At 74.9% G+C, this 19,662-nt stretch carries 18 protein-coding genes; 10 read left to right on the top strand and 8 right to left on the bottom strand.

Annotated features, from left to right (window positions below; all coding sequences use genetic code 11):
• Nucleotides 1-58: 58 nt before the first annotated feature.
• On the top strand, nucleotides 59-1,600 hold the full coding sequence (locus tag IPM45_01060) for an AMP-binding protein (GenBank protein ID MBK9178158.1): 1,542 nt from the start codon (nucleotides 59-61) through the stop codon (nucleotides 1,598-1,600).
• Here the strand turns inward: IPM45_01060 and IPM45_01055 are convergent.
• Entirely contained in the window at nucleotides 1,543-1,890 is a 348-nt protein-coding gene (locus IPM45_01055) for a hypothetical protein (GenBank protein MBK9178157.1), read from the bottom strand. The genes IPM45_01060 and IPM45_01055 overlap by 58 nt on opposite strands.
• Nucleotides 1,891-1,952: 62 nt before the next feature.
• Here IPM45_01055 and IPM45_01050 point away from each other — a divergent pair, with 62 nt between their 5' ends.
• Entirely contained in the window at nucleotides 1,953-2,972 is a 1,020-nt protein-coding gene (locus IPM45_01050; protein ID MBK9178156.1) for an endo alpha-1,4 polygalactosaminidase, read from the top strand.
• 108 nt (nucleotides 2,973-3,080) lie between these two features.
• Here the strand turns inward: IPM45_01050 and IPM45_01045 are convergent, their stop codons facing one another.
• From IPM45_01045 to IPM45_01025, 5 genes are all read right to left on the bottom strand, one after another.
• Nucleotides 3,081-5,552 carry a penicillin acylase family protein gene (locus IPM45_01045; protein ID MBK9178155.1) on the bottom strand — a complete coding sequence of 824 codons (2,472 nt, stop codon included), beginning with the start codon at nucleotides 5,550-5,552 and terminating at the stop codon, nucleotides 3,081-3,083.
• A 144-nt stretch (nucleotides 5,553-5,696) separates the two neighbouring features.
• A complete protein-coding gene (locus tag IPM45_01040) occupies nucleotides 5,697-6,863 on the bottom strand; it encodes an MFS transporter (GenBank protein MBK9178154.1) in 1,167 nt (388 codons plus the stop codon).
• A complete protein-coding gene (locus IPM45_01035) occupies nucleotides 6,863-7,069 on the bottom strand; it encodes a hypothetical protein (protein MBK9178153.1) in 207 nt (68 codons plus the stop codon). The genes IPM45_01040 and IPM45_01035 overlap by 1 nt, the downstream gene beginning before the upstream one ends.
• A gap of 51 nt (nucleotides 7,070-7,120) precedes the next feature.
• A complete protein-coding gene (locus tag IPM45_01030; GenBank protein ID MBK9178152.1) occupies nucleotides 7,121-7,603 on the bottom strand; it encodes an HNH endonuclease in 483 nt (160 codons plus the stop codon).
• Nucleotides 7,537-8,256 (bottom strand): DUF222 domain-containing protein, encoded by a 720-nt coding sequence (locus tag IPM45_01025; GenBank protein ID MBK9178151.1) that lies wholly within the window; start codon nucleotides 8,254-8,256, stop codon nucleotides 7,537-7,539. Before IPM45_01025 ends, IPM45_01030 begins: the two co-directional genes overlap by 67 nt.
• A gap of 786 nt (nucleotides 8,257-9,042) precedes the next feature.
• On the opposite strand from IPM45_01025, the gene IPM45_01020 reads away from it, so the two are divergent.
• Together IPM45_01020 and IPM45_01015 are read left to right on the top strand one after the other, a co-directional pair.
• Nucleotides 9,043-9,528 carry a DUF2384 domain-containing protein gene (locus IPM45_01020; protein ID MBK9178150.1) on the top strand — a complete coding sequence of 162 codons (486 nt, stop codon included), beginning with the start codon at nucleotides 9,043-9,045 and terminating at the stop codon, nucleotides 9,526-9,528.
• 10 nt (nucleotides 9,529-9,538) lie between these two features.
• Nucleotides 9,539-10,087: an RES domain-containing protein gene (locus IPM45_01015; protein ID MBK9178149.1), complete on the top strand. Its 549-nt coding sequence runs from the start codon at nucleotides 9,539-9,541 to the stop codon at nucleotides 10,085-10,087.
• A 169-nt stretch (nucleotides 10,088-10,256) separates the two neighbouring features.
• On the opposite strand, the gene IPM45_01010 is transcribed toward IPM45_01015, so the two are convergent.
• On the bottom strand, nucleotides 10,257-11,681 hold the full coding sequence (locus IPM45_01010) for an aldehyde dehydrogenase family protein (GenBank protein MBK9178148.1): 1,425 nt from the start codon (nucleotides 11,679-11,681) through the stop codon (nucleotides 10,257-10,259).
• A gap of 177 nt (nucleotides 11,682-11,858) precedes the next feature.
• Between IPM45_01010 and IPM45_01005 the strand changes: the two genes are divergently transcribed.
• Together IPM45_01005 and IPM45_01000 are read left to right on the top strand one after the other, a co-directional pair.
• Entirely contained in the window at nucleotides 11,859-13,139 is a 1,281-nt protein-coding gene (locus IPM45_01005; GenBank protein ID MBK9178147.1) for a class I SAM-dependent methyltransferase, read from the top strand.
• Nucleotides 13,136-13,903 (top strand): glycerophosphodiester phosphodiesterase, encoded by a 768-nt coding sequence (locus IPM45_01000; protein MBK9178146.1) that lies wholly within the window; start codon nucleotides 13,136-13,138, stop codon nucleotides 13,901-13,903. The genes IPM45_01005 and IPM45_01000 overlap by 4 nt, the downstream gene beginning before the upstream one ends.
• A 3-nt stretch (nucleotides 13,904-13,906) precedes the next feature.
• On the opposite strand, the gene IPM45_00995 is transcribed toward IPM45_01000, so the two are convergent.
• Complete coding sequence (locus IPM45_00995) at nucleotides 13,907-15,274, bottom strand: FAD-binding oxidoreductase (GenBank protein ID MBK9178145.1); 1,368 nt, start codon at nucleotides 15,272-15,274, stop codon at nucleotides 13,907-13,909.
• Nucleotides 15,275-15,346: 72 nt separating this feature from the next.
• Between IPM45_00995 and IPM45_00990 the strand changes: the two genes are divergently transcribed.
• From IPM45_00990 to IPM45_00975, 4 genes are read left to right on the top strand one after another with little or no spacing between them, the layout of a single operon-like run.
• Entirely contained in the window at nucleotides 15,347-16,885 is a 1,539-nt protein-coding gene (locus IPM45_00990; GenBank protein ID MBK9178144.1) for a gamma-glutamyltransferase, read from the top strand.
• A 24-nt stretch (nucleotides 16,886-16,909) separates the two neighbouring features.
• Nucleotides 16,910-17,689 (top strand): ABC transporter ATP-binding protein, encoded by a 780-nt coding sequence (locus tag IPM45_00985; GenBank protein ID MBK9178143.1) that lies wholly within the window; start codon nucleotides 16,910-16,912, stop codon nucleotides 17,687-17,689.
• A gap of 23 nt (nucleotides 17,690-17,712) precedes the next feature.
• On the top strand, nucleotides 17,713-18,522 hold the full coding sequence (locus IPM45_00980) for an ABC transporter permease subunit (protein ID MBK9178142.1): 810 nt from the start codon (nucleotides 17,713-17,715) through the stop codon (nucleotides 18,520-18,522).
• Complete coding sequence (locus tag IPM45_00975; GenBank protein MBK9178141.1) at nucleotides 18,519-19,658, top strand: ABC transporter substrate-binding protein; 1,140 nt, start codon at nucleotides 18,519-18,521, stop codon at nucleotides 19,656-19,658. The genes IPM45_00980 and IPM45_00975 overlap by 4 nt, the downstream gene beginning before the upstream one ends.
• Nucleotides 19,659-19,662 lie beyond the last annotated feature (4 nt).

Raw genomic sequence — 19,662 nt, 5'->3', positions numbered from 1 at the left:
CGGCGCGGCCGGTGGTACGGTCGCACGAAGCCCGCTGCTGGTGTTTGGGAGGAGACCCGTGTATCCCGGAGCTCACGTCGCGACCACGCCCGACAAGCCGGCCTACATCATGGGCGGCACCGGACAGGTGGTGACCTACCGCGAGCTCGACGCCGAGGCCAACCGCCTCGCCCGGTTCTTCCGCGACCTCGGGCTGCAGCCCGGCGACCACGTGGCCTTCTTCATGGAGAACAACCCACGGTTCCTGCAGATCGCGTGGGGTGCGCACTACGCCGGGCTGTACTACACGGCGATCAGCTCCCGCCTCACGCCCGGCGAGGTCGAGTACATCGTCAACGACTGCGGCGCCAAGGTGTTCATCGCCTCGTACGACAAGCGGGACGTGGCGTGGGAGGTGCTCAACGGCATCCCCGACTGCAGGGTCCGGCTGATGCTCGACGGCGTCGTCGACGGCTTCGAGAGCTTCGAGGCCACGGTGTCCCGCTTCCCCTCGGAGCCGCTCCCCGACGCCGTCGAAGGCGTCGACATGCTCTACAGCTCGGGCACCACGGGGCGCCCGAAGGGGGTCAAGGTCCCCCTCCCCGCGGTGCCGCTGGGCACGGCGCCCACCCTGCTGCTCCTGGCGCAAGGCCTGTTCGGGTTCGACCAGGACACCGTGTACATCTCGCCCGCGCCGCTCTACCACGCCGCGCCCCTGCGCTTCACCATGGCGGTCAACCGGGTGGGCGGCACGGCCGTGGTGATGGAGCACTTCGACCCCGAGGAGGCGCTCGCGCTCATCGAGCGCCACCGGGTCACCCACTCGCAGTGGGTGCCCACCATGTTCATCCGGATGCTCAAGCTGCCCGAGGAGGTGCGGGGCCGCTACGACGTGTCGAGCCTGGCGTGCGCCATCCACGCGGCCGCGCCGTGCCCGGTGCCCGTCAAGGAGCAGATGATCGCCTGGTGGGGCCCGGTGATCCACGAGTACTACGCCGGCACCGAGGGCAACGGCTTCGTCTACTGCAACTCCACCGACTGGCTCGCCCACAAGGGCACCGTCGGCAAGCCCCTCTTCGGCGAGCTGCACGTCCTCGACGAGGAGGGCAGCGAGGTCCCCACCGGCGAGTCGGGGACCATCTTCTTCGGCAACGGCGGGGAGTTCGAGTACCACAACGACCCGGACAAGACCGCCGGTTCCCGCAACGACAAGGGCTGGAGCACCCTCGGCGACGTCGGCTACCTCGACGCCGACGGCTTCCTCTACCTCACCGACCGCAAGGCCTACATGATCATCTCGGGCGGGGTGAACGTCTACCCGCAGGAGGCCGAGAACGTGCTGGCCATGCACCCCAAGGTGATGGACGTGGCCGTCTTCGGCGTGCCCAACGAGGACTTCGGCGAGGAGGTGAAGGCGGTCGTGCAGCCCGCCGACCCGGCCGAGGCCGGACCCCAGCTCGAGCGGGAGCTGATCGAGTACTGCAAGCACCACCTCTCGGCGATCAAGTGCCCGCGCACCGTCGACTTCCGCGACGAGCTCCCCCGCCACCCGACCGGCAAGCTCTACAAGCGGCTGCTGAAGGACGAGTACTGGAAGGACCACCAGAGCCGGATCATCTGACCGGCGCCGCGCCCCCGTTCGACCAGGCACCAGCTGGACTGGCGGGGGTCAGGTGGTTGGTGGAGGTCGGGTCGCAGGGCAGGCCGGCCGATGAGCCGCCCGCGCTGGTCTCGCCACTCGAGGCGGTGGTCGGCGTTGTCGGTGAGGGTGAAGCCGTCGAGGTGGATGCGCTGGTGGTGGTGCCAGCACAGCCCGGCCAGGTTGGCCTTGCCGGTGGGCCCGGCGAGCTCGACGTGGTGGACGTGCCCGTCGGGGCGGTCGACCCCGGCACCCGGCATGCGTGGTCGCACCGGGCGCTCCGCCCGTGACACGGTTGACTGTGGGTGTGAACGCCGGTGCCAGCCTGCTCGCCGTGGCGCTCGCTGCAGCCCTGCTCGTGGCGGGCGCCTGTGACGACGAGGGGGCCCGCGGCCCTGGTGCGCTGGCCGAGGTCGACCGCTGGCTGTACCTGCTCGCCGTTCCCGTCGAGCCCGACGTCGTGGAGGCGATCGCCGCGTCGAGCCACGACCTGGTGGTGATCGACCCCGCCGTCACCGAAACCGACAGCGCCGACGTACCTGTGCGGGCCATGGTCGAACGGCTGCACGACGCCGGGAAGACCGTCGTCGCCTACGTCGACGTCGGCGAGGCAGAGTCGTACCGCACCTACTGGCAGGAGGGCTGGGGGATCGGTGACCCGGCGTGGATCCTGTCCGAGGACCCCGACGGGTGGGCCGAGAACTACCCGGTGGCCTACTGGGACCCCGAGTGGCAGGCGCTCTGGTTGGACGACGGCGGTCTGGTGGACGTGGTGGCCGGGCTCGGCTTCGACGGGCTCTACCTCGACTGGGTGGAGGGCTACAGCGACGAGGTGGTGGCGGAGGCCGCCGACGCCGACGGGGTCGACCCGGCCGAGGAGATGGCGGTGTGGGTGGGCGCGCTGGCCGACCGGATGCGGGAACGCCGCCCCGGCGCGCTGGTGATCCAGCAGAACGCGGCGGAGCTGGCCGCCACCCGGCCCGACCTCCGGGCCGTCATCGACGGGCTCGCCCAGGAGCAGGTCTGGTTCGACGGGGGTGCCGACGGCGACCCGCCCGGCGACTGCCCCCTCCCCGCCACCGAATTCGACGTCGACGGCGAGGCCTACGTGGAGAGCCTCTCGCCGGCGTGCCGGGCAGAGTGGGAGGAGCACCCGGACTCGACGCTGCACGTGTCGAGCGAGTCGTACCTCTCCGAGCTCGAGGCCCTGCACGCCGAGGGGCTGCCCGTGCTCACCGTCGACTACGCCACGGAGCCGGAGCACGTCGCCTTCGTGCTGGCCGAGTCGCGGGCGCGCGGCTTCGTACCGTTCGTCGGCGTCCGCAGCCTCGACCGCTGGGAGCCACCCCGCTGACCCCGTCCGTTGGAAGGACTGGGCGCGCAAACCGCGCGCAGGCGTCCGACAAGGCGTTGCCGCCGCTGGGGCGACGCCTCCGGCCCGGTCCGCCGGGCCCCGGGGCCGTCAGCCGCCGGACACCTCGATCGTCTCCAGCTCGGGGTCGGCGAGGACGTCCTCCTCGGTGAACAGGACGGGTCGCCACTCCTCGACGGAGAACATGGCTGTCTGGTCCGCGAAGTGGGGCGAATCCGGGTCCTTCGACTGGGAGTAGGCGGCGATGCCCTCGGCGACGGGGCCGTCCTCGGTGAGCTCGATGGCCAGCACGATGGCGGGTCCGCGGTCGCCGCGGTACCCGTCGACGGTGAGGCCGGACGGCGAGAGCCGGTCGGGCTCCGGGTAGGGCTCGAGGGACGACACGAACAGCGCCTCGAAGGTGAGGATGTTCTGGACGCCGTCCGTCCACACGCCGCCGCCGGCGGGGATGCGCTCGTCGCCCTTCTCGATCCACTGGGCGTCGCCGAGCGGCGTCTCCGGGCCGAAGCCGGCCTGCTGGAGCACGAGCACGGCCCGGGCCAGCTTCTCGAGCACGGGGTCGGGGCCCTCGGGTGGCGCCGGGGCGAGATCGCGGGGGGTGCCGAGGGGATCGGCCGGGTCGAAGGGCACGGCCCAGGGGAGCCCGATCTCGGCCGTCGAGTTGACCGTCTGGCTGGTGGAGGTGGTCACCAGCTCCCGCCACACGAGCGCACCCCGGCTGTCGACGTCGAAGCGGCCGTCCCAGACGGCGAGGGCTGCGCAGGCTGGCCCGATGTCGACGGTCTGGCCTTCGACGCTGACGGGCGCAGCTCCCTCGCACCGGGCCACCACCTGGTCGAGGAGCCGCTCGGCGGTGCTCGAGGTATTGGAGAAGTACATCTCCAGCAGCTCGGCGCGGGTGAAGCGCCCGTCCGCGCCGGCCGGCCCTGCAGGGCTGGTGTCCTCGACTTGCGCCACCGCCACCGATCGGGGCAAGAGGGCCCAACCCTCCTCGCCGAACATGGGCGAGTAGCCCTCGAGCCGGGTTGCGGTGTTCACGATCCAGTGGCTCTGGTTGGCGTTCCACACCAGGTCGGTGCGCTCCACCTGAGGCTTCTCGGCGAAGGGCACGAGGCCGGGGTCGCTGGCGGCGGGGTCGTCCACCCACTCGTTGCGGCTGTCACTCCCGTCCAGGAGCACCACGTTCTGGGTGGCCAGCAGCCCGGCGAGGGGGTCGGACGCCACGGCCTCCCGCCAGCCGGCGATCGTGTCCGCGCTCAGGTTGGGGGTGGCCGAGGCGTCGACGTACCACGCCCGGCCATCCGCCGATGCCGCCATGGTGTTCACCCAGGGGATGCCGTCCACCTCGGCGAACACGGCCTGGAACTCGTCCATGCTCGTGGACGTGTTCATCCCGAGCCACTGACTGATCGCCTGGTCGTTGTCACTGTTGGCGTCTCGGTAGGTGAAGGCCTGCTCCGCCGTCCACTCGGCCACGCCGGGGATCTCGGCGACCGGGCCGTAGTGGCTCCGGTAGAGGGTGCGGGTGACGGCCTCGGTCGACCCGTCGGGCCGGCGGACGTCGATGGTGACCTCGACGGGCTCGAGGGCGCGCACCTCGTCGTCGTAGCGGTACGAGAGCGGATCCCCCGGGACGAGGTCGAGGGAGTAGACGGTGAAGCGGCGACCGTTGCCGGCGACGGTGTGGGTCCAGGCCACCGCCTCGTTGAAGCCCACCTGGATACCGGGCATGGCGCCGAACGAGCCACCGTACACGTCGACCTCGCCCGGGATGGTGAGGTGGTTCTCCCGGAACTGGCTGGGCCCCCACCAGCCGAACTGGGGGTTGGTGAGCACCATGCCCCCGCCGCTCTCGGTGCGGTCGGCGCCGAAGGCCCAGCCGTTGCTGGCGTGCACCTCGACGAGGTCCGAACCCGGCGGCGGCAGGTCGGCCAGGGACTGCTGGTCGACCACCGTGGTGTCGACGGGTGAGCCGGGCGGCTGGGCGTTGCCCACGTACTCCGCCAGGGAGGCGCCGCTGCCGTACAGGACGGCGTCGCGCAGGTAGGCGTAGACATCGACGGCGCTGACGGGCCGGATCCACTCGGCGCCGGCGCACCAGCCGGGGAAGCCCTCGGGACCGGCCTCGTCGAGGTACGCGTTGTACCCAGCGGCGTATCCCTCGAGCATCGCCCGCTCGCGGGCCGGCAGGTCGTCGAAGCCCGCCTCGGCCAGCCCGTGCACGTCGAACACGGCGTAGGCGAAGTCGCTCGTGACGTTGGCGTCCCCCTCGCCCGGACCGAGGAAGGCGGCGCGCTCGCCACGCACCTTGAGCACCTGGTCGGCCAGGATGCGGCCCCGGTCCTGGGCCATGGCGTACGCCTGCCCGAAGCCGGCGCTTCCCCAGTCGTCGGCCACCACGTGGGGGATCCCGTACGAGGTGCGGTGGATCGTGGCGCGGTACGCCGCCTCGGCGCCGGCGCCGGCGTCCCCGTCGGCGGTGCAGGCCGCTCCGATCGTCCCGCCCAGCAGCGCGACCGCCGTCGCAACCGCTGCGCCCAGCCTCGTCCGACGGTTGGCCACGACTCCCCCTCTGCAAGCACCACTTCTCGCCGATCACGTGCCCGCGCACCGTCGACTTCCGCGACGAGCTCCCCCGCCACCCGACCGGCAAGCTCTACAAGCGGCTGCTGAAGGACGAGTACTGCAAGGACCACCAGAGCCGGATCATCTGGGGCGCGATCGCAGGCGGCGACGACCCACCACCATCGCCGCTGCGGACGCCAGCGAGCAGATGGCGGCCAGCACCCAGGACCACTGGTACGAGGTGGCTTCGGCGACCACGCCGAACGCCAGCGGGCCGGCCACCGCACCGATGTACGTGCCCGTCTGCGTGATGCCGGTGGCCGCCCCCGGGGCCTCGGGGAAGCGCCGGACGATGGCCAGGTTGAACAGCCCGGGCCACCCCCAGCCGGTGGCGAAGGCGAGCGGCGTGGCGACCAGCATGACGGGCGCCGAGGCGGTGGCGAGGAGCACGAACGCCCCGGCGCCGAGCACCAGCATCACCGCCACCACCCGTAGGTGGCCGCCCTCGCGGCGGTCGGCCCGCACGCCCGAGAGCAGCCGCACCACCAGGCCCACGGCGCTCCCGCCCGCAACCACCAGCCCCGCCGTGCCGTCGGCCAGGCCGGCCGCCACCAGCGCGCTCACCAGGAAGGTGCCCAGGCTGCCGGCCGCGGCCGCCCCCAGGCCGATCCCGAGGCCCAGCACCACCAGGGCGCGCACGTCGGGCCGGGGGCGGTCGCCGGCGGCACCGCGGCCGCGGCGGGGCTCCAGGCCGGGCACGCTGGCGGCGGCGCCCACGGCCAGGACAGCTCCCCCCACGTAGGCCCAGCGCCAGCCGACCGTGAGGGCCACCGCCGGCACCGCCAGGCCCCCGAGCAGGATGGCGGTGGGGATCGCCGACTGCTTCACGCCGAAGGCCAGGCCCTGGCGGGTGGGCGGCACCGACCGGGCGAGGAAGAGGTTCGCGGCCGGCTGGGCCAGGGCGTTGGCCAGGCCGGCCAGCGCCAGCAGCCCGACCAGGGAGGCGAGCGACCGAGCGGCCACCGACACCAGGGCGAGGGCGCCGGCGCTGGCCAGCGCCGCGGCTCGCAGCGAGCGGGTCGAGCCCAGCCGCTCGGTCGCCCGCCCGAAGGCGACCGAGGCGACGCTGGCCGTGGCGAAGAAGGCGCCGACGGCCAGCCCCAGCCCGGCGGCGCCGAACCCCAGGTCGGCCTTCACCTGCACGGCCAGTGCCCCCGTGAGGAACGAGGGCAGCACCCCCACGGTGGTGACCGCGATGGCCGCGAGCAGCGCTCGTACCAGGGTGGGCGCCGGGGCTCCGCCGTTCATCAGGCGCGGAGCTGCTCGCCCATCGCCACCGTGGCGTTCACCCGGTCGTCGAGGCGGCGCTCCACCACCCGAAGGGCAAGGCCCCACGGCAAGCAGTCGACCACCGGGCCGAGGGCGACCTCCTGCCGCGGGCGGAGCTGCGACCAGCCGAGCGTGTTCACGACGTGGTGCACCACCGCCGGGTGCAGCCGGTCGAGGCTCGTCACGGTGGCACCTCCCCTGCCCATTCAACCAGGCACCGGCTTGGCCGGTGGGGGTCAGGTGGTGGGTGGGGGGCGGCCGAGGAGGCGTTGGTGCAGGGCGGGTCGGGTGGTGCCGATGAGCCGCCCGCGCTGGTCTCGCCACGCGAGGTGGTGGTCGGCGTTGCCGGTGAGGGTGAAGCCGTCGAGGTGGATGCGCTGGTGGTGGTGCCAGCACAGCCCGGACAGGTTGGCCTTGTCGGTGGGCCCGCCGTGCTCGTAGAACTCGACGTGGTGGAGGTGCACGGCGGGGCGGTCGCAGCCCGGCACCCGGCACCTGTGGTCGCGGTCGAGCACGGCGCGGGCCAGCCACGCGGGGACGTTGCGTGACGCCCGGCCGATGCCGATGGGCCGGCCGGTCAGCGGGTCGTCGACGTGCACCTCGAGGTCGCCGTCGCACAGCAGACCCGACAGGACCTGGCGAGCCAGGGGGGTCAGGGTCTCGGCCAGGGTGGCGGGGGTGTCGGCCTCGCCGGTGAGCTGGTCGGGGGTGGCGTGCACGACGATGGTGGCCCGCCGGGCCCTGGTCCCCTCGGGGGCTGCTGGGCGGCCCGTTGGCAGAGCGCGTCGGCCATCCGGGCGCCCCAGTGGTCGAGGGTGTCGGCCACCGCGTCGGCCGCCACATCGGCGGCCAGCGGCTCGAGCAAGGCGCGCAGCAGCGCCCCCTCGGCCACCGGGACACGGCCGGTGATGCGGGTCTCCTGGTCGTCGTCGCGCAGGCGCAGGCACCGGCGGGCCCGGGCGTCGACCAGCTGGGCCCTCGACGGGGGCCGCAACGACCGGGCCAGGGCCTCGAGCTCGTGGACGGACCGTCCGACGGCCCCGTCGGCCCACGCCCGCTCGGTGTCGGGGGTGACGAACCGCACCAGCTGGGCGACCTGATCGAACGACAGCACACCCGACCCGAAGGCGTCGGCCACGCCGGGCAGCCCACCGAGGGCCACGGCCACGTCGACGTGCCGGCGGGCGGTGGGCCGCGAGCAGGTGGTGGCCATCATCAGCCAGTCGACCGGGGCGGCGCAGCCATCGACCACGTGCCCGCAGCGGCGGGCCAGCTCGGCCACCGCGGCCAGCTGCTCGCGTCGCAGACCGGCCATCGCCGCCTCCAGCCGGCGGATCCCATCGGCCAGCTCGTCGAGCGTGCCGCGGCCCAACGATCCTCGGGCCCCTCACCCAACGCACCCCAGACGGGACCGCCACCCGGATCGCCCGACCCGGCACCGTCGAGGAGCGGGTCGTGCACACCGATCGCCATGCCAGCACCTCCCGGGGCGCCCACCAGCACTGAACAGGCCAGGCGAACCCAGCGATCAGGGAAGCACCATCACCCTACGACCCACCTGTGTCACCCACCCTCGGAGCCCACCGCCGCTCGGCACGCACGTGGAGGCACACCCGTCGGCCTGCATCGGGAGCGCGTCGATGGGGTTCCTCGCCAACTCCTTCCCGTCGGTCCTGGAGCGATACAGCGCGGCGAGGACCCCCGAGCGCGTCGAGACGCTCCTCCGGGGGCGCCTCGGCCACATGCAGCGCCTCACAGGTCCCGCTCGATGTCGTCCACCCACGACGCGGCGCGGGCGTTGCGCTCCACGTCGGTGAGCTCGCTGTCGACGATGGTGAGGCGGTGGTCGCGTCGGGGGTCGAAGTCCGGGTACTGCTCGACCCGGTCGAGGACCTCGCCGACCAGCTCCTTCAGGTGCAGCCGCGGGTGACGCCAACCCTGTGGCCGAGAGCGGGGGCAAGCGCTGGACGCTGGCGGGCCACCGCATGCGCCACGACCTCGATCGTAGGCACTCGACGGGGCATCGGGAGCGACGCACCGGCTGCGCAGGCCGCGGCCACCCCAACCAGTCGGGTGGAACGCCGGCCACGACGGCCCCACTGCCCTACACTGATCGTTGGGCAGTCGCGCCGGGAGGGACGGCAGTGGAGGGTCTGCGGTGACGATCGAGAGCGCTCGGGAGACGTCGACCACCGGCCTCCCCCCGTCGTCGGGCGGCTCGCCCGGCCGAGCCGGCCGGGCCACGACAGCGAGAGCCACCCCGCACACCAAGGCGCCGAAGGCGCGTGCCATCGCCGTGCGCAGCGGGGCCGCCGACCTGTACCCGGTCCCCGAGGAGGTCGATCGGGTCGTGCGGATCCTCGGATCCAACGCGGTCGCCGACGTCCTCGGCGTGGCCCGCTCCCAGCCCTCCCGGTGGCGATCGGGCCGCGAGCGCATCTCGCCGCCCAACCGGCGACGCCTGGCCGATCTCGACCACGTGCTGCACCGGCTCCTCCTGGTGCTGTGGCCCGAGCAGGCCAGCGGCTGGCTGACGGCCGACAACCCCCACCTCGGCGGCCGCCCCATCGACGTGCTCGCCCTCCGCGGCGCCGGGCCCGTCATCGACGCCATCGACGCCCTCGACCAGGGCGCGTACGCCTGAGCCCCGGCTCGTGCTGCTGTACCGGGTGGTCCCCTGGCTCCCCGACGCACGGGTCGGCGCCCCCGGACATCCCGCCCACGTGCCGCCGGGCGGCGCCGGGCGGGTCGACAACCCCGACCGGTACCAGTGCCTGTACCTGTCCGACGCCGCCGCCGGCGCCGTCGCCGAGGTCTTCTGGTTCGAGCGCGTCTGGACGTCGTCGATGCTGCGGGGACGGCCCTCGCTCCCGGGGAGCGTGCAGGCGATCGCCACCTACGAGCTCCCCGACGACACCCCGATCTGCGACCTCGACGACGCCCACCGCCTCGTCGACCTGGGTCTGCGGCCCTCGCAGGTCGTGACCCGGGACCGGCGGGTCACCCAGGCATGGGCACGGGCGATCCATGCACAGAGCCGTTGGCACGGCGTGTCGTGGTGGTCGTACCACGATCCCCGATGGTCCAGCCACGGGATCTGGCACCTCGACGGCCTCACCCCGATCGAGGTCTCGGCGCTCCGCCTCGACCACCCCGGGCTCCTCGAGGCCGCCGACGTGCTCGCCCGCCAGGTCGAGGGCTGACGGCCACCGGCATCGCCGCCGACGCCGCGCCCGGCGTCACCCCGCCGCCGGCTCGCCCGGGTCGAGGCGCCGGTGGGCGCCGACCACCGGCGCCTCGGCGTTCGACGTCGGCGACCACCGCCCCGTGCTCGCCCTGGAGCCGGGAGGCGGCGGGGGGCTGCCGCCGGGATCAGGGCTGGATGACCACGAGGCGCGCCTCGGTCATCTCGTGCACCGCGTAGGCGGGGCCCTCACGGGTGTTTCCGCTGTCGCGGATGCCGCCGTAGGGCATCTGGTCGGCCCGCCAGGTGGGCACCTCGTTCACCAGGACGCCACCGAAGTCGAGGGTGCGCACCGCCCGCAGCGCGGTGGCCAGGCTGGCCGTGAAGATGGCCGCCTGCAGCCCGTACTCGGTGTCGTTGGCCAGGGCGAGGGCCTCGCCCAGGTCGTCATAGGCCTGGATGGCCACGACCGGTCCGAACACCTCCGTGCGGCACACGCTCATGGCGGGCGAGACGCCGGCCAGCACCGTGGGCTCGAGCACGCCGTCGGCGCGCACGGTGCCGCCCGCGAGGAGCGTGGCCCCGCCGGCCACCGCCTCGTCCACCAACGACACCACCCGCTGGCGCTCACCGGTGGAGATCAGCGACGAGACGTCGGTGGCCTCGTCGAGCGGATCGCCCACCACCAGCGACCGCACCCGCTCCACCAGGGCCTGCGTGAACTCGTCGGCGATGTCGCGGTGCACGTAGATCCGCTGGGTGGAGATGCAGGACTGCCCGGCGTGGCTGAAGCCGGCCACCCTGATCTTGTCGGCCGCCGTGCGCCAGTCGCCGTCGGGCTCGAGGATCACCGGCGAGTTGTTGCCGAGCTCGAGGCTCACCTTCTTGCGGGGGGCCCTCGACGTGATGCCCCACCCGACCGGCGGCGACCCCGTGAAGGTGATCATGGCGACGTCGGGGTGGTCGACGAGGGCGTTGCCGACCACGCCGCCCGAGCCGGTCACCACGTTCAGGTGCCCGGCCGGCAGCCCGCACTCGTCGAGGAGCAGCTCGGCCAGCGCGAGGGCCGACAGCGGTGTCTGGCTGGCGGGCTTCAGCACCACCGGGCAGCCCGCCGCGATCGCGGGCGCCACCTTGTGGGCGACCAGGTTGAGCGGGAAGTTGAACGGCGAGATGGCGCCGACCACGCCGATGGGCACCCGCAGGGTGAAGCCGAGCTTGCCCTCGCCCGGCGAGCTGGCCTCGAGCGGCACCATCTCACCGCTGAGCTTGCGCGCCTCGACGGCCGAGAACGTGCACGTCAGCGCCGCCCGCTCCGCCTCGGCCCGTGCCGTCCGGATGGGCTTGGCCGCCTCCTGGGCGATGATCCGGGCCAGCTCCTCGCGCCGCTCGACGAGCAGCCGCGCCGCGGCGTCGAGGATCTCGGCCCGGCGCCAGGCGGGCAGCGGATCGTCGAGGGCGGCCCGCGCCGCGGCGACGGCACGGTCGACGTCGGCCGGGGTGCAGGCCGGCACCCGGGCCAGCTCGGCGCCGTCGTACGGGGCCCGGACGGGAAACGTCTCGACCCCCCGGTGGCGCTCGCCGCCGATGGGCACCGCTCGGGCCTCGACCATGCCTGGACCTCCTCGTCCGCACCGCGGGCTCGTCCGCCCCCCGGGCTCGTTCCCGGCCCGGGCCGTCGACCCTGTCGGCACCGGATTCTCGCCCATCGATCGGAGCCCCGCGGATACGGTGCGCGACGACGGCCGCCGGCGCCGGCAGCGGCGCCCCGACGAGCGGGGAGGTGACCCATGGCCATGACCGAGGCGATCGAGGAGCTCCTCGGACCCGACCTGCCCATCGCCCTGGTGAGCTACGACGGCGGGCGGATCGGACCGGCCGATCCACCCGCCACCATCGTCGTGCGCTCCCCCGACGCCCTGAGCCGGCTTGTCACCGCGCCCGGCGGGCTGGGCCTCGCCCGTGCCTACGTGGCCGGCGACATCGACATCGAAGGCGACATCTACGCCGTCGTCGCCCTCCGCGACCGCCTCCACGGGCTCCGCCCCACCCCGGGGCAGTGGGTGAAGGCGGCTCGCCTGCTGGCCGCGGCCGGGCTCCGTCGCCTCCCCCCGCCGCCCGAGGAGGCACGCCTGCGTGGCCGACCCCACTCGCGCCAGCGGGACGCAGCGGCGATCGCGCACCACTACGACGTCTCGAACGCCTTCTACCGGCTGGTGCTCGGCCCGTCGCTCACCTACTCCTGCGCCGTGTTCGAGGATCCCGACGACCCGCTCGAGCAGGCGCAGGCCAACAAGCACGAGCTGATCTGTCGCAAGCTCGGCCTCCGGCCGGGTCAGCGCCTGCTCGACGTGGGCTGCGGCTGGGGAGGGATGGTGCTGCACGCGGCCCGCCACCACGGCGTCGAGGCGGTCGGGATCACCCTGTCGGCCCGCCAGGCCGAGCTGGCCGCCGCACGGATCCGCGACGCGGGGCTCACCGGCCGGTGCGAGGTGCGCCACCAGGACTACCGCGAGGTCGCCGACGGGCCCTACGACGCCATCAGCTCCATCGGCATGTTCGAGCACGTGGGCCTGGCGAGGCTGGGCGAGTACCTCGCTCGCCTCCACGGCCTGCTGCGGCCCGAGGGACGCCTCCTCAACCACGGCATCGCCCGGCCGGCCGACACCCGGCCCCGCCTGGCCCGGCGCGGCTTCGTCAACCGCTACGTGTTCCCCGACGGCGAGCTGCACGAGGTCGGCGCGGTGGTGTCGGCCATCCAGCAGGCCGGCTTCGAGGCCCGCCACGTCGAGAGCCTGCGCGAGCACTACGCCCTCACGTTGCGCCGGTGGGTCGCCAACCTCGAGCGGAGCTGGGAGCAGGCCGTCGCCGAGGTCGGCGCCGGCCGCGCCCGCGTGTGGCGCCTCTACCTGGCCGGCTCGGCCGCCAACTTCGAGACCGGGCGCTACCAGATCCACCAGGTGCTCGCGGTGAGGCCGGCGGCGGGCCGCGGCGGCCTGCCGCTCCGCCCCTCGTGGGAGCGTCAGCCGCTGGCCGCCGCCCGAGCGGCGGCGGTCGCAGGGCCGGCGTGAATCCCGGCTTCTCCTACCTCGACCACGCCGGGCCCATCCCCTTCGCCCACCGGGGGGGCGCCGGCGAGCACCCGGAGAACACGCTCCCGGCCTTCGCGGCCGCCGTGGCCCTCGGGTACCGCTACCTCGAGACCGACGTGCACGTCACCGCCGACGGCGTGCTGGTGGCCTTCCACGACCACGTGCTCGACCGGGTGACCGACCGCACGGGGGTGGTCGCCGAGCTGCCCTGGCGGGAGGTGCGCCGGGCGAGGGTGGGTGGGGCGGAGCCCATCCCGCTGCTCGAGGACCTGCTCGGCGCGTTCCCCGACGCCCGCGTCAACATCGACGTGAAGCACGACGCCGCCGTCGAGCCGCTGGCCCGGACGCTCGGCCGCACCACCGCCCTCGACCGGGTGTGCATCGGCGCCTTCTCCGACGCCCGGCTGGCCCGGCTGCGACGGCTGGGCGGCCCCCACCTGTGCACCACCCTCGGCCCGGCCGAGGTGGCACGCCTGCGGCTGGCGAGCCTCACCCACCGGGGCGTGGCCGCCGGCCTGCGGGGCGCCTGCGCCCAGGTGCCGGTGCGCCGCGGTCGCCTCGTCATCGTCGACGAGCGCTTCGTGCGGACGTCGCACTGGGCCGGCATCCCGGTGCACGTGTGGACGGTGGACGACCCCGGCGAGATGCACCGCCTGCTCGACCTGGGCGTCGACGGCCTGATGACCGACCGGCCGGCCGTGCTGAAGGCCGTGCTCACCGAGCGGGGCACCTGGTCGGGCTGAGCCTCACCCCTCCGGCAGGAGCGCGTGCGGGTTGAGGGTGCTCCGCGGGTCGAGGGCGTGCTTCACGGCCCGCATCACCGCCACCTCGTCCGCGCTCCGGCACAGGTGCAGCCACCGGCGCTTGGCCACCCCCACGCCGTGCTCGGCGCTGATGCTCCCGCCCAGGCCGGCGGCCAGCCGGAGCACCTCGCCGTCGACCTCGTCGGGAGGTTCGCCGCCCGGCGCCAGCACGTTCACGTGGACGTTGCCGTCGCCGACGTGACCGAAGAGGTACGTGGTCGCCGCGGGGGCCACCCCGGCCACCACACCCGGCACGGCCCGCACGAACTCGGCGAGGCGGGCCGCGGGCAGGGTGACGTCGAGCTTGTGCGGCACCCCGAGGGCGGCGATGGCCTCGGCGGCCGCGTCCCGGACTCGCCAGAGGCGCGCCCGGCCCACCGGATCGACCGCCACCGCGGCCGCCTCCAGCGACACCCCGGCGGCCGCGAGCGCGGCCCCGAGCGGGCCTGTCTGGTCCTGCTCGCCACCGCTCTCGACCAGCAGGTGCACGGGGCCCCCGCCGCCGGGGGGAGCGAGCAGCCCCAGGTGCCGGCACACCAGCGAGGTGGTGGGCTCCACCAGCGCCTCCACGGCCTCCAGGCCCGCGACGCCGGCGCGGAGGGCGGCCGTCGCCCTCACCGCCGCCTCGATGGACGGGAGGCCGACGAGCACCGTGGCGCGCACCGGCGGCTCCCCCACCAGCCGCAGGCGGGCCGCGGTGACCACCGCCAGGGTGCCCTCGCTCCCCGTGAGCAGCCCGGCCAGGTCGTAGCCGGTGTTGTCCTTCAGCAGCCCACCGAGGTGGACGAGCACCCGACCGTCGGCCAGGACGGCCTCCACCCCGACCACCTGGGCCCGCATCGGACCGTGGCGCACCACGTGCGTGCCGCCGGCGTTGGTGGCGACCATGCCACCGACGGTCGCCGAGTCGCGGGCCGACAGGTCGACCGCGAACCGCAGCCCGGCCGCCGCGGCGTGGGACTGGAGCGCCCGCAGGGTGACGCCCGCGCCGGCGGTCACCTGCGCGGCCAGCGCATCCACCGGGCCGAGGGCGTCGAGGCGGCGCAGGCTCAGCACCACCTCGCCGGCGAGGGGCACGCCCCCGCCCACCAGGCCGGTGTTGCCGCCCTGGGGCACGACGGGCACGCCCTCCCGGTCGCACAGGGCCAGCACGGCGGCCACCTCCGCCGTGCTGGCCGGGCGGACGACGGCCGGGGTCGCCCCGTGGAAGCGACCGGTCCAGTCCACCGCGAACCCCTCGGTGAGCGCGGGCTCGGTGAGCACGTGGGCGGGGCCGACCACCGCGGCCAGCGACCGGATCAGGGCGTCCACCCGGGTAGCGTGCCACCGGTGGCCCGCCCGCCCGCGCTCGCCCCGGCCCTCACCGCCCGCGGCACCGCGGGCATGGTGTGCTCCGCCGACCAGCTGGCCTCGTCGGCGGGGTTGGGGGCCCTCGACCGCGGCGGCACGGCCGCCGACGCGGCCATCGCCGCCAACGCGGTCCTGGCGGTCACCGCTCCCCACCTGTGCGGGATGGGCGGCGACCTGTTCGCCATCGTGCACGAGGGCTCCGGCCGGCCGCACGTGCTGAACGCCTCGGGCCGGGCCGGGAGCGGCGCCGACCCCGAACGCCTCCGTGCCGAGGGGCACCGGTCGATGCCGTTGCGGGACGACGTGCGGGCCGCGCCGGTGCCCGGCTGCGTCGACGGGTGGGTCGCCCTCCACCAGCGCCACGGCCGCCTGCCCCTGGGCGAGGTGCTGGCACCGGCCCGGCGCCTTGCCGCCGGCGGGTTCCCGGCCTCCACCCTGCTGGCCGCGGCCGCACCCCTGCTGGCCGGCGTGGCGGGCGCCGGCGACCTCACCGCCGGGGCGCCCTACCCGCCGGGCCACGTGGTCCGCCGTCCCGGGGTCGCCCGGGTGCTCGACCTGGTGGCCGCCCTCGGTCGCGACGGCTTCTACGGCGGCGAGGTCGGTGCCGCCCTCCTCGAGGCGGGTGCCGGCGAGTACGCCGAGAGCGACCTGGCCCGCCCGCAGGCCGACTGGGTGGACGCCCTCGGCCTGCGCGCCTGGGGCCACGACCTCTGGACGGTGCCCCCGAACTCCCAGGGCTACCTGACCCTGGCCGGGGCGTGGATCGCCGACGGTCTCCCCCTGCCCGACGACCCCGACGACCCCGAGTGGGCGCACCTGCTGATCGAAGCCGCTCGCCAGGCCGGCCACGACCGCCCCGCCGTGCTGCACGAGCACGCCGACGGCGCCGGCCTGATCGCCCCGGAACGGCTGGCTCCGAGACGGGCCGCCGTGGACCCCGCCCGGGCCGGTCCCGGGCCGGCACCCACCGCCGCCGGCGACACGACGTACCTGTGCGCGGTCGACGGCGCCGGCACCGCCGTGTCGCTCATCCAATCGAACGCGTCGGGCTTCGGCTGCCACGTCGCCATCGGCGACACCGGCGTGCTGCTCCACGACCGCGGCATCGGCTTCTCGCTCGAGCCCGGCCACCCGGCCGAGTACGGCCCCGGGCGCCGCCCGCCCCACACGCTCGCACCGGCCCTCGTCACCGGCCCCGACGGCGGGCTGCGCCTCGTGATCGGCACCATGGGCGGTGACAGCCAGCCCCAGATCCTGCTCCAGCTCATCGCACGGGTGCTGGTGGCCCGTCAGTCCCCCGCCCGGGCCGTGACGGCCGGGCGGTGGGTGCTCGCCGGCACCGGCTCCGACGGCTTCGACACGTGGCTGCGACCCGACCGGGTCCGCGTGCGGGTCGAGGCCAACGCCCCGCCGTCGTGGGCGGGCGAGCTCGAGCGCCTGGGCCACACGGTCGAGCGCCTCCCTGCGTTCGACAGCCGGGTCGGCCACGCCCAGCTGATCGACGCCGGCGGGGCGTCGCTGGCCGGGGCCGCCGACCCGAGGTCCGGCGCCGCGGCGGCGCTCGGCCGCTGACGGGCCCTCGGTAACGTCGCAGGCGTGGCCGTCGAGCTGGACGCCGAGCCGAGCACCGCCCGCCACGCCGTCTCCCTCGTCGGCGTCGGCGTGGTCTTCCCCGACGGCACCCACGCCCTCGACGCCGTCAGCCTGTCGGTGGCGCCCGGCGAGATCGTGGCCGTGGTGGGGCCGTCCGGCTGCGGCAAGTCGACCCTGCTCCGGGTGGTCGCCGGGCTCCAGCGCCCGTCGGGTGGGCGCGTCGACCTGGGCGCCAGCCGGCTGGGCTTCGTGTTCCAGGACCCGACCCTGCTGCCCTGGCGCACCGTGCTCGGCAACGTCGAGCTCCCGGCCGAGCTGCGCCGCCTCCCCCGGGCCGAGCGGCGCCGGCGGGCCCGGTGGGCGCTCGACCTGGTGGGCCTGGCCGACGTCGCGCCCGCCCACCCGCGGGCCCTCTCCGGGGGGATGCGGATGCGGGTCTCCCTGGCCCGGGCCCTGGCCCTCGCACCCGACGCGCTCCTCCTCGACGAGCCCTTCGCGGCCCTCGACGAGCAGCTGCGCGAGCGTCTCGACGCGGAGCTGCTGGCCCTGCAGCAGTCGCAGGGCTTCGCCGCTCTCCTCGTCACCCACTCGGTGGTCGAGGCCGTGCACCTGTCGAACCGGGTCGTGGTGCTGTCCGCCCGGCCCGCGCGTCCCGTCGCCGTCGTCGACGTGCCCTTCGGGCCCGATCGGCCGCCGGAGATCCGCTACGAGCGCGCCTTCGTGGAGGTGGCGCGAGAGGTGTCCGCCGCCCTCCGGGCCGGTTCGGGAGGGCAGGCACCGTGACCGGGCCGGGTCCCTTCCCCACCGTGGACCGCCGCTCACGGACCGGCCGGGCCGTCCGCGCGGTCGTCCCTCCCCTGGTCGCCCTGGTGGCGCTGCTCCTGCTGTGGGACCTGGCGAGCCGCTTCCTGCTCGACCCCGATCGCCGATTCTTGCTCCCACCGCCGTCGGCCGTGCTGCGCGAGGGGTTCCTGCGCTGGGAGCACCTGCACCCGCTCCTCGACGCGCTGTGGCTCACCGCCCGCGTGGCCATGGCCGGGCTGGCGCTGGCCACCCTCGTCGGCGTGGGGGCGGCCGTCGTGATGAGCCAGGCGCCGTGGATCGAGCGCTCCGTGTACCCCGTCGCGGTCGCCGTGCAGGCCGTCCCCGTGCTCGCCCTCGTGCCCCTTATCGGGCTGTGGTTCGGCTTCGACTTCGCCAGCCGGGTGGTGGTCTGCGTGCTGGTGGCCGTGTTCCCGATCCTGGCCAACACCCTCTTCGGGATCGTGTCGGTCGACCGGGCGCACCACGACCTGTTCACCCTGAACGGCGCCGGGCGGCTCACCAGGCTCCGGAAGCTGCAGCTGCCGGCCGCGCTCCCCGCGCTGCTCGTCGGCCTCCGCATCGCCGCCGGTCTCGCCGTGGTGGGGGCCATCGTCGGCGACTTCCACTTCCGCCGGGGCCAGCCCGGGCTGGGGATCCTGATCGACACGTACCGCGCCCGCCTCCAGTCCGAGCAGCTCTTCGCCGCCGTGATCCTGGCGTCGCTGCTGGGCATCGCGGTGTTCTGGGCCTTCGGGGTGCTGGCCCACCGGCTGGTCGGCTCCTGGTCGGAGACCGGCCGGCCGGAGCCGTGAGCCACCGGCGTATCGCCGGGCCGGCCACGCTGGCCCTGCTGCTCGCCGCGTGTGGGGCGGGCGACGACGGCTGGTCCGCCGCCCGCCACGGGCCGCTCGCCGGGGCGTGCCCCGACCCCGTCGTGATCCAGACGGAGTGGAACCCCGAGGCCGAGTACGGCGCCGTCTACCAGCTGGTGGGTCCGGACCCCGTGGTCGACGCCGGGGCCAAGCTGGTGCGGGCCCCCCTGGTCGACGGCGGCCTCGACACCGGCGTCGACGTCGAGGTGCGCGTGGGCGGCCCGGCCATCGGCTTCCAGTCCGTGTCGGCGCAGCTCTACGAGGACCCCGACGTGCTGCTGGGGATGGTGAACACCGACGAGGCCATCAGGCACGCCGGCGACCTCCCCACCGTCGCCGTGATGGCCCCCTTCGACGTCAACCCGATGATGCTGATGTGGGACCCGGCCGCGCACCCCGGCGTGCACGGCATCGCCGACCTCGGCGTCGAGGGGGTCACCGTCGTCTACTACGAGCCCGACACGTACATGCTCTGGCTCGTCGGCGAGGGCTACCTCTCCGCCGAGCAGCTCGACGGGGGCTACGACGGCACGCCGGCTCGCTTCGTGGCCGAGGGCGGGGCGATCGCCCAGCAGGGCTTCGCCACGGCCGAGCCCTACATCTACGAGCACGAGGTGCCCCAGTGGGGTCGCCCGGTGGCGTTCGAGCTGGTCGAGGCCACCGGCTACGAGCCGTACCCCTTCGCCCTGTCCGTCCGCCGCGACCGCCTCGAGGAGCTCCGGCCGTGCCTGGGGCTCCTGGTGCCGGTGCTCCAGCGGGCCCTGGTCGCCTTCCTGGCCGACCCCGGGCCGACGCTGGAGCTGATCGTGGACCTGGTGGATCGCTACGCCACCGGGTGGGTGTACTCGGCCGGCGTGGCCGAGTACTCGGTCCGCCAGCAGCTCGAGCTCGGCCTGGTGGGCAACGGGGGCGACGCCACCGTCGGCGACCTCGAGGCCGCTCGCGTGGACCGGCTCGTCGAACGGCTGGTGCCGCTGCTGGAGGCCGACGGCGACGACGTGCCCGACGGCCTCGACGCCTCCGACCTCGCCACCGACGAGTTCATCGACCCGTCGATCGGCCTCCCCGGGGGCTGACCGG

This window comes from Acidimicrobiales bacterium, from assembly GCA_016716005.1.
Classification (GTDB): domain Bacteria; phylum Actinomycetota; class Acidimicrobiia; order Acidimicrobiales; family JADJXE01; genus JADJXE01.
The sequence above is the reverse complement of the archived record's forward strand: the minus strand, read 5'-3'. Positions and strand labels throughout refer to the sequence as shown.

Excerpts from the sequence above, each read along its gene's own strand:
- IPM45_01005 (MBK9178147.1), top strand. The coding sequence starts at position 11,859 with ATGGCCATGACCGAGGCGATCGAGGAGCTCCTCGGACCCGACCTGCCC.
- IPM45_01040 (MBK9178154.1), bottom strand. The coding sequence starts at position 6,863 with ATGAACGGCGGAGCCCCGGCGCCCACCCTGGTACGAGCGCTGCTCGCG.
- IPM45_01010 (MBK9178148.1), bottom strand. The coding sequence starts at position 11,681 with ATGGTCGAGGCCCGAGCGGTGCCCATCGGCGGCGAGCGCCACCGGGGG.
- IPM45_00990 (MBK9178144.1), top strand. The coding sequence starts at position 15,347 with ATGGTGTGCTCCGCCGACCAGCTGGCCTCGTCGGCGGGGTTGGGGGCC.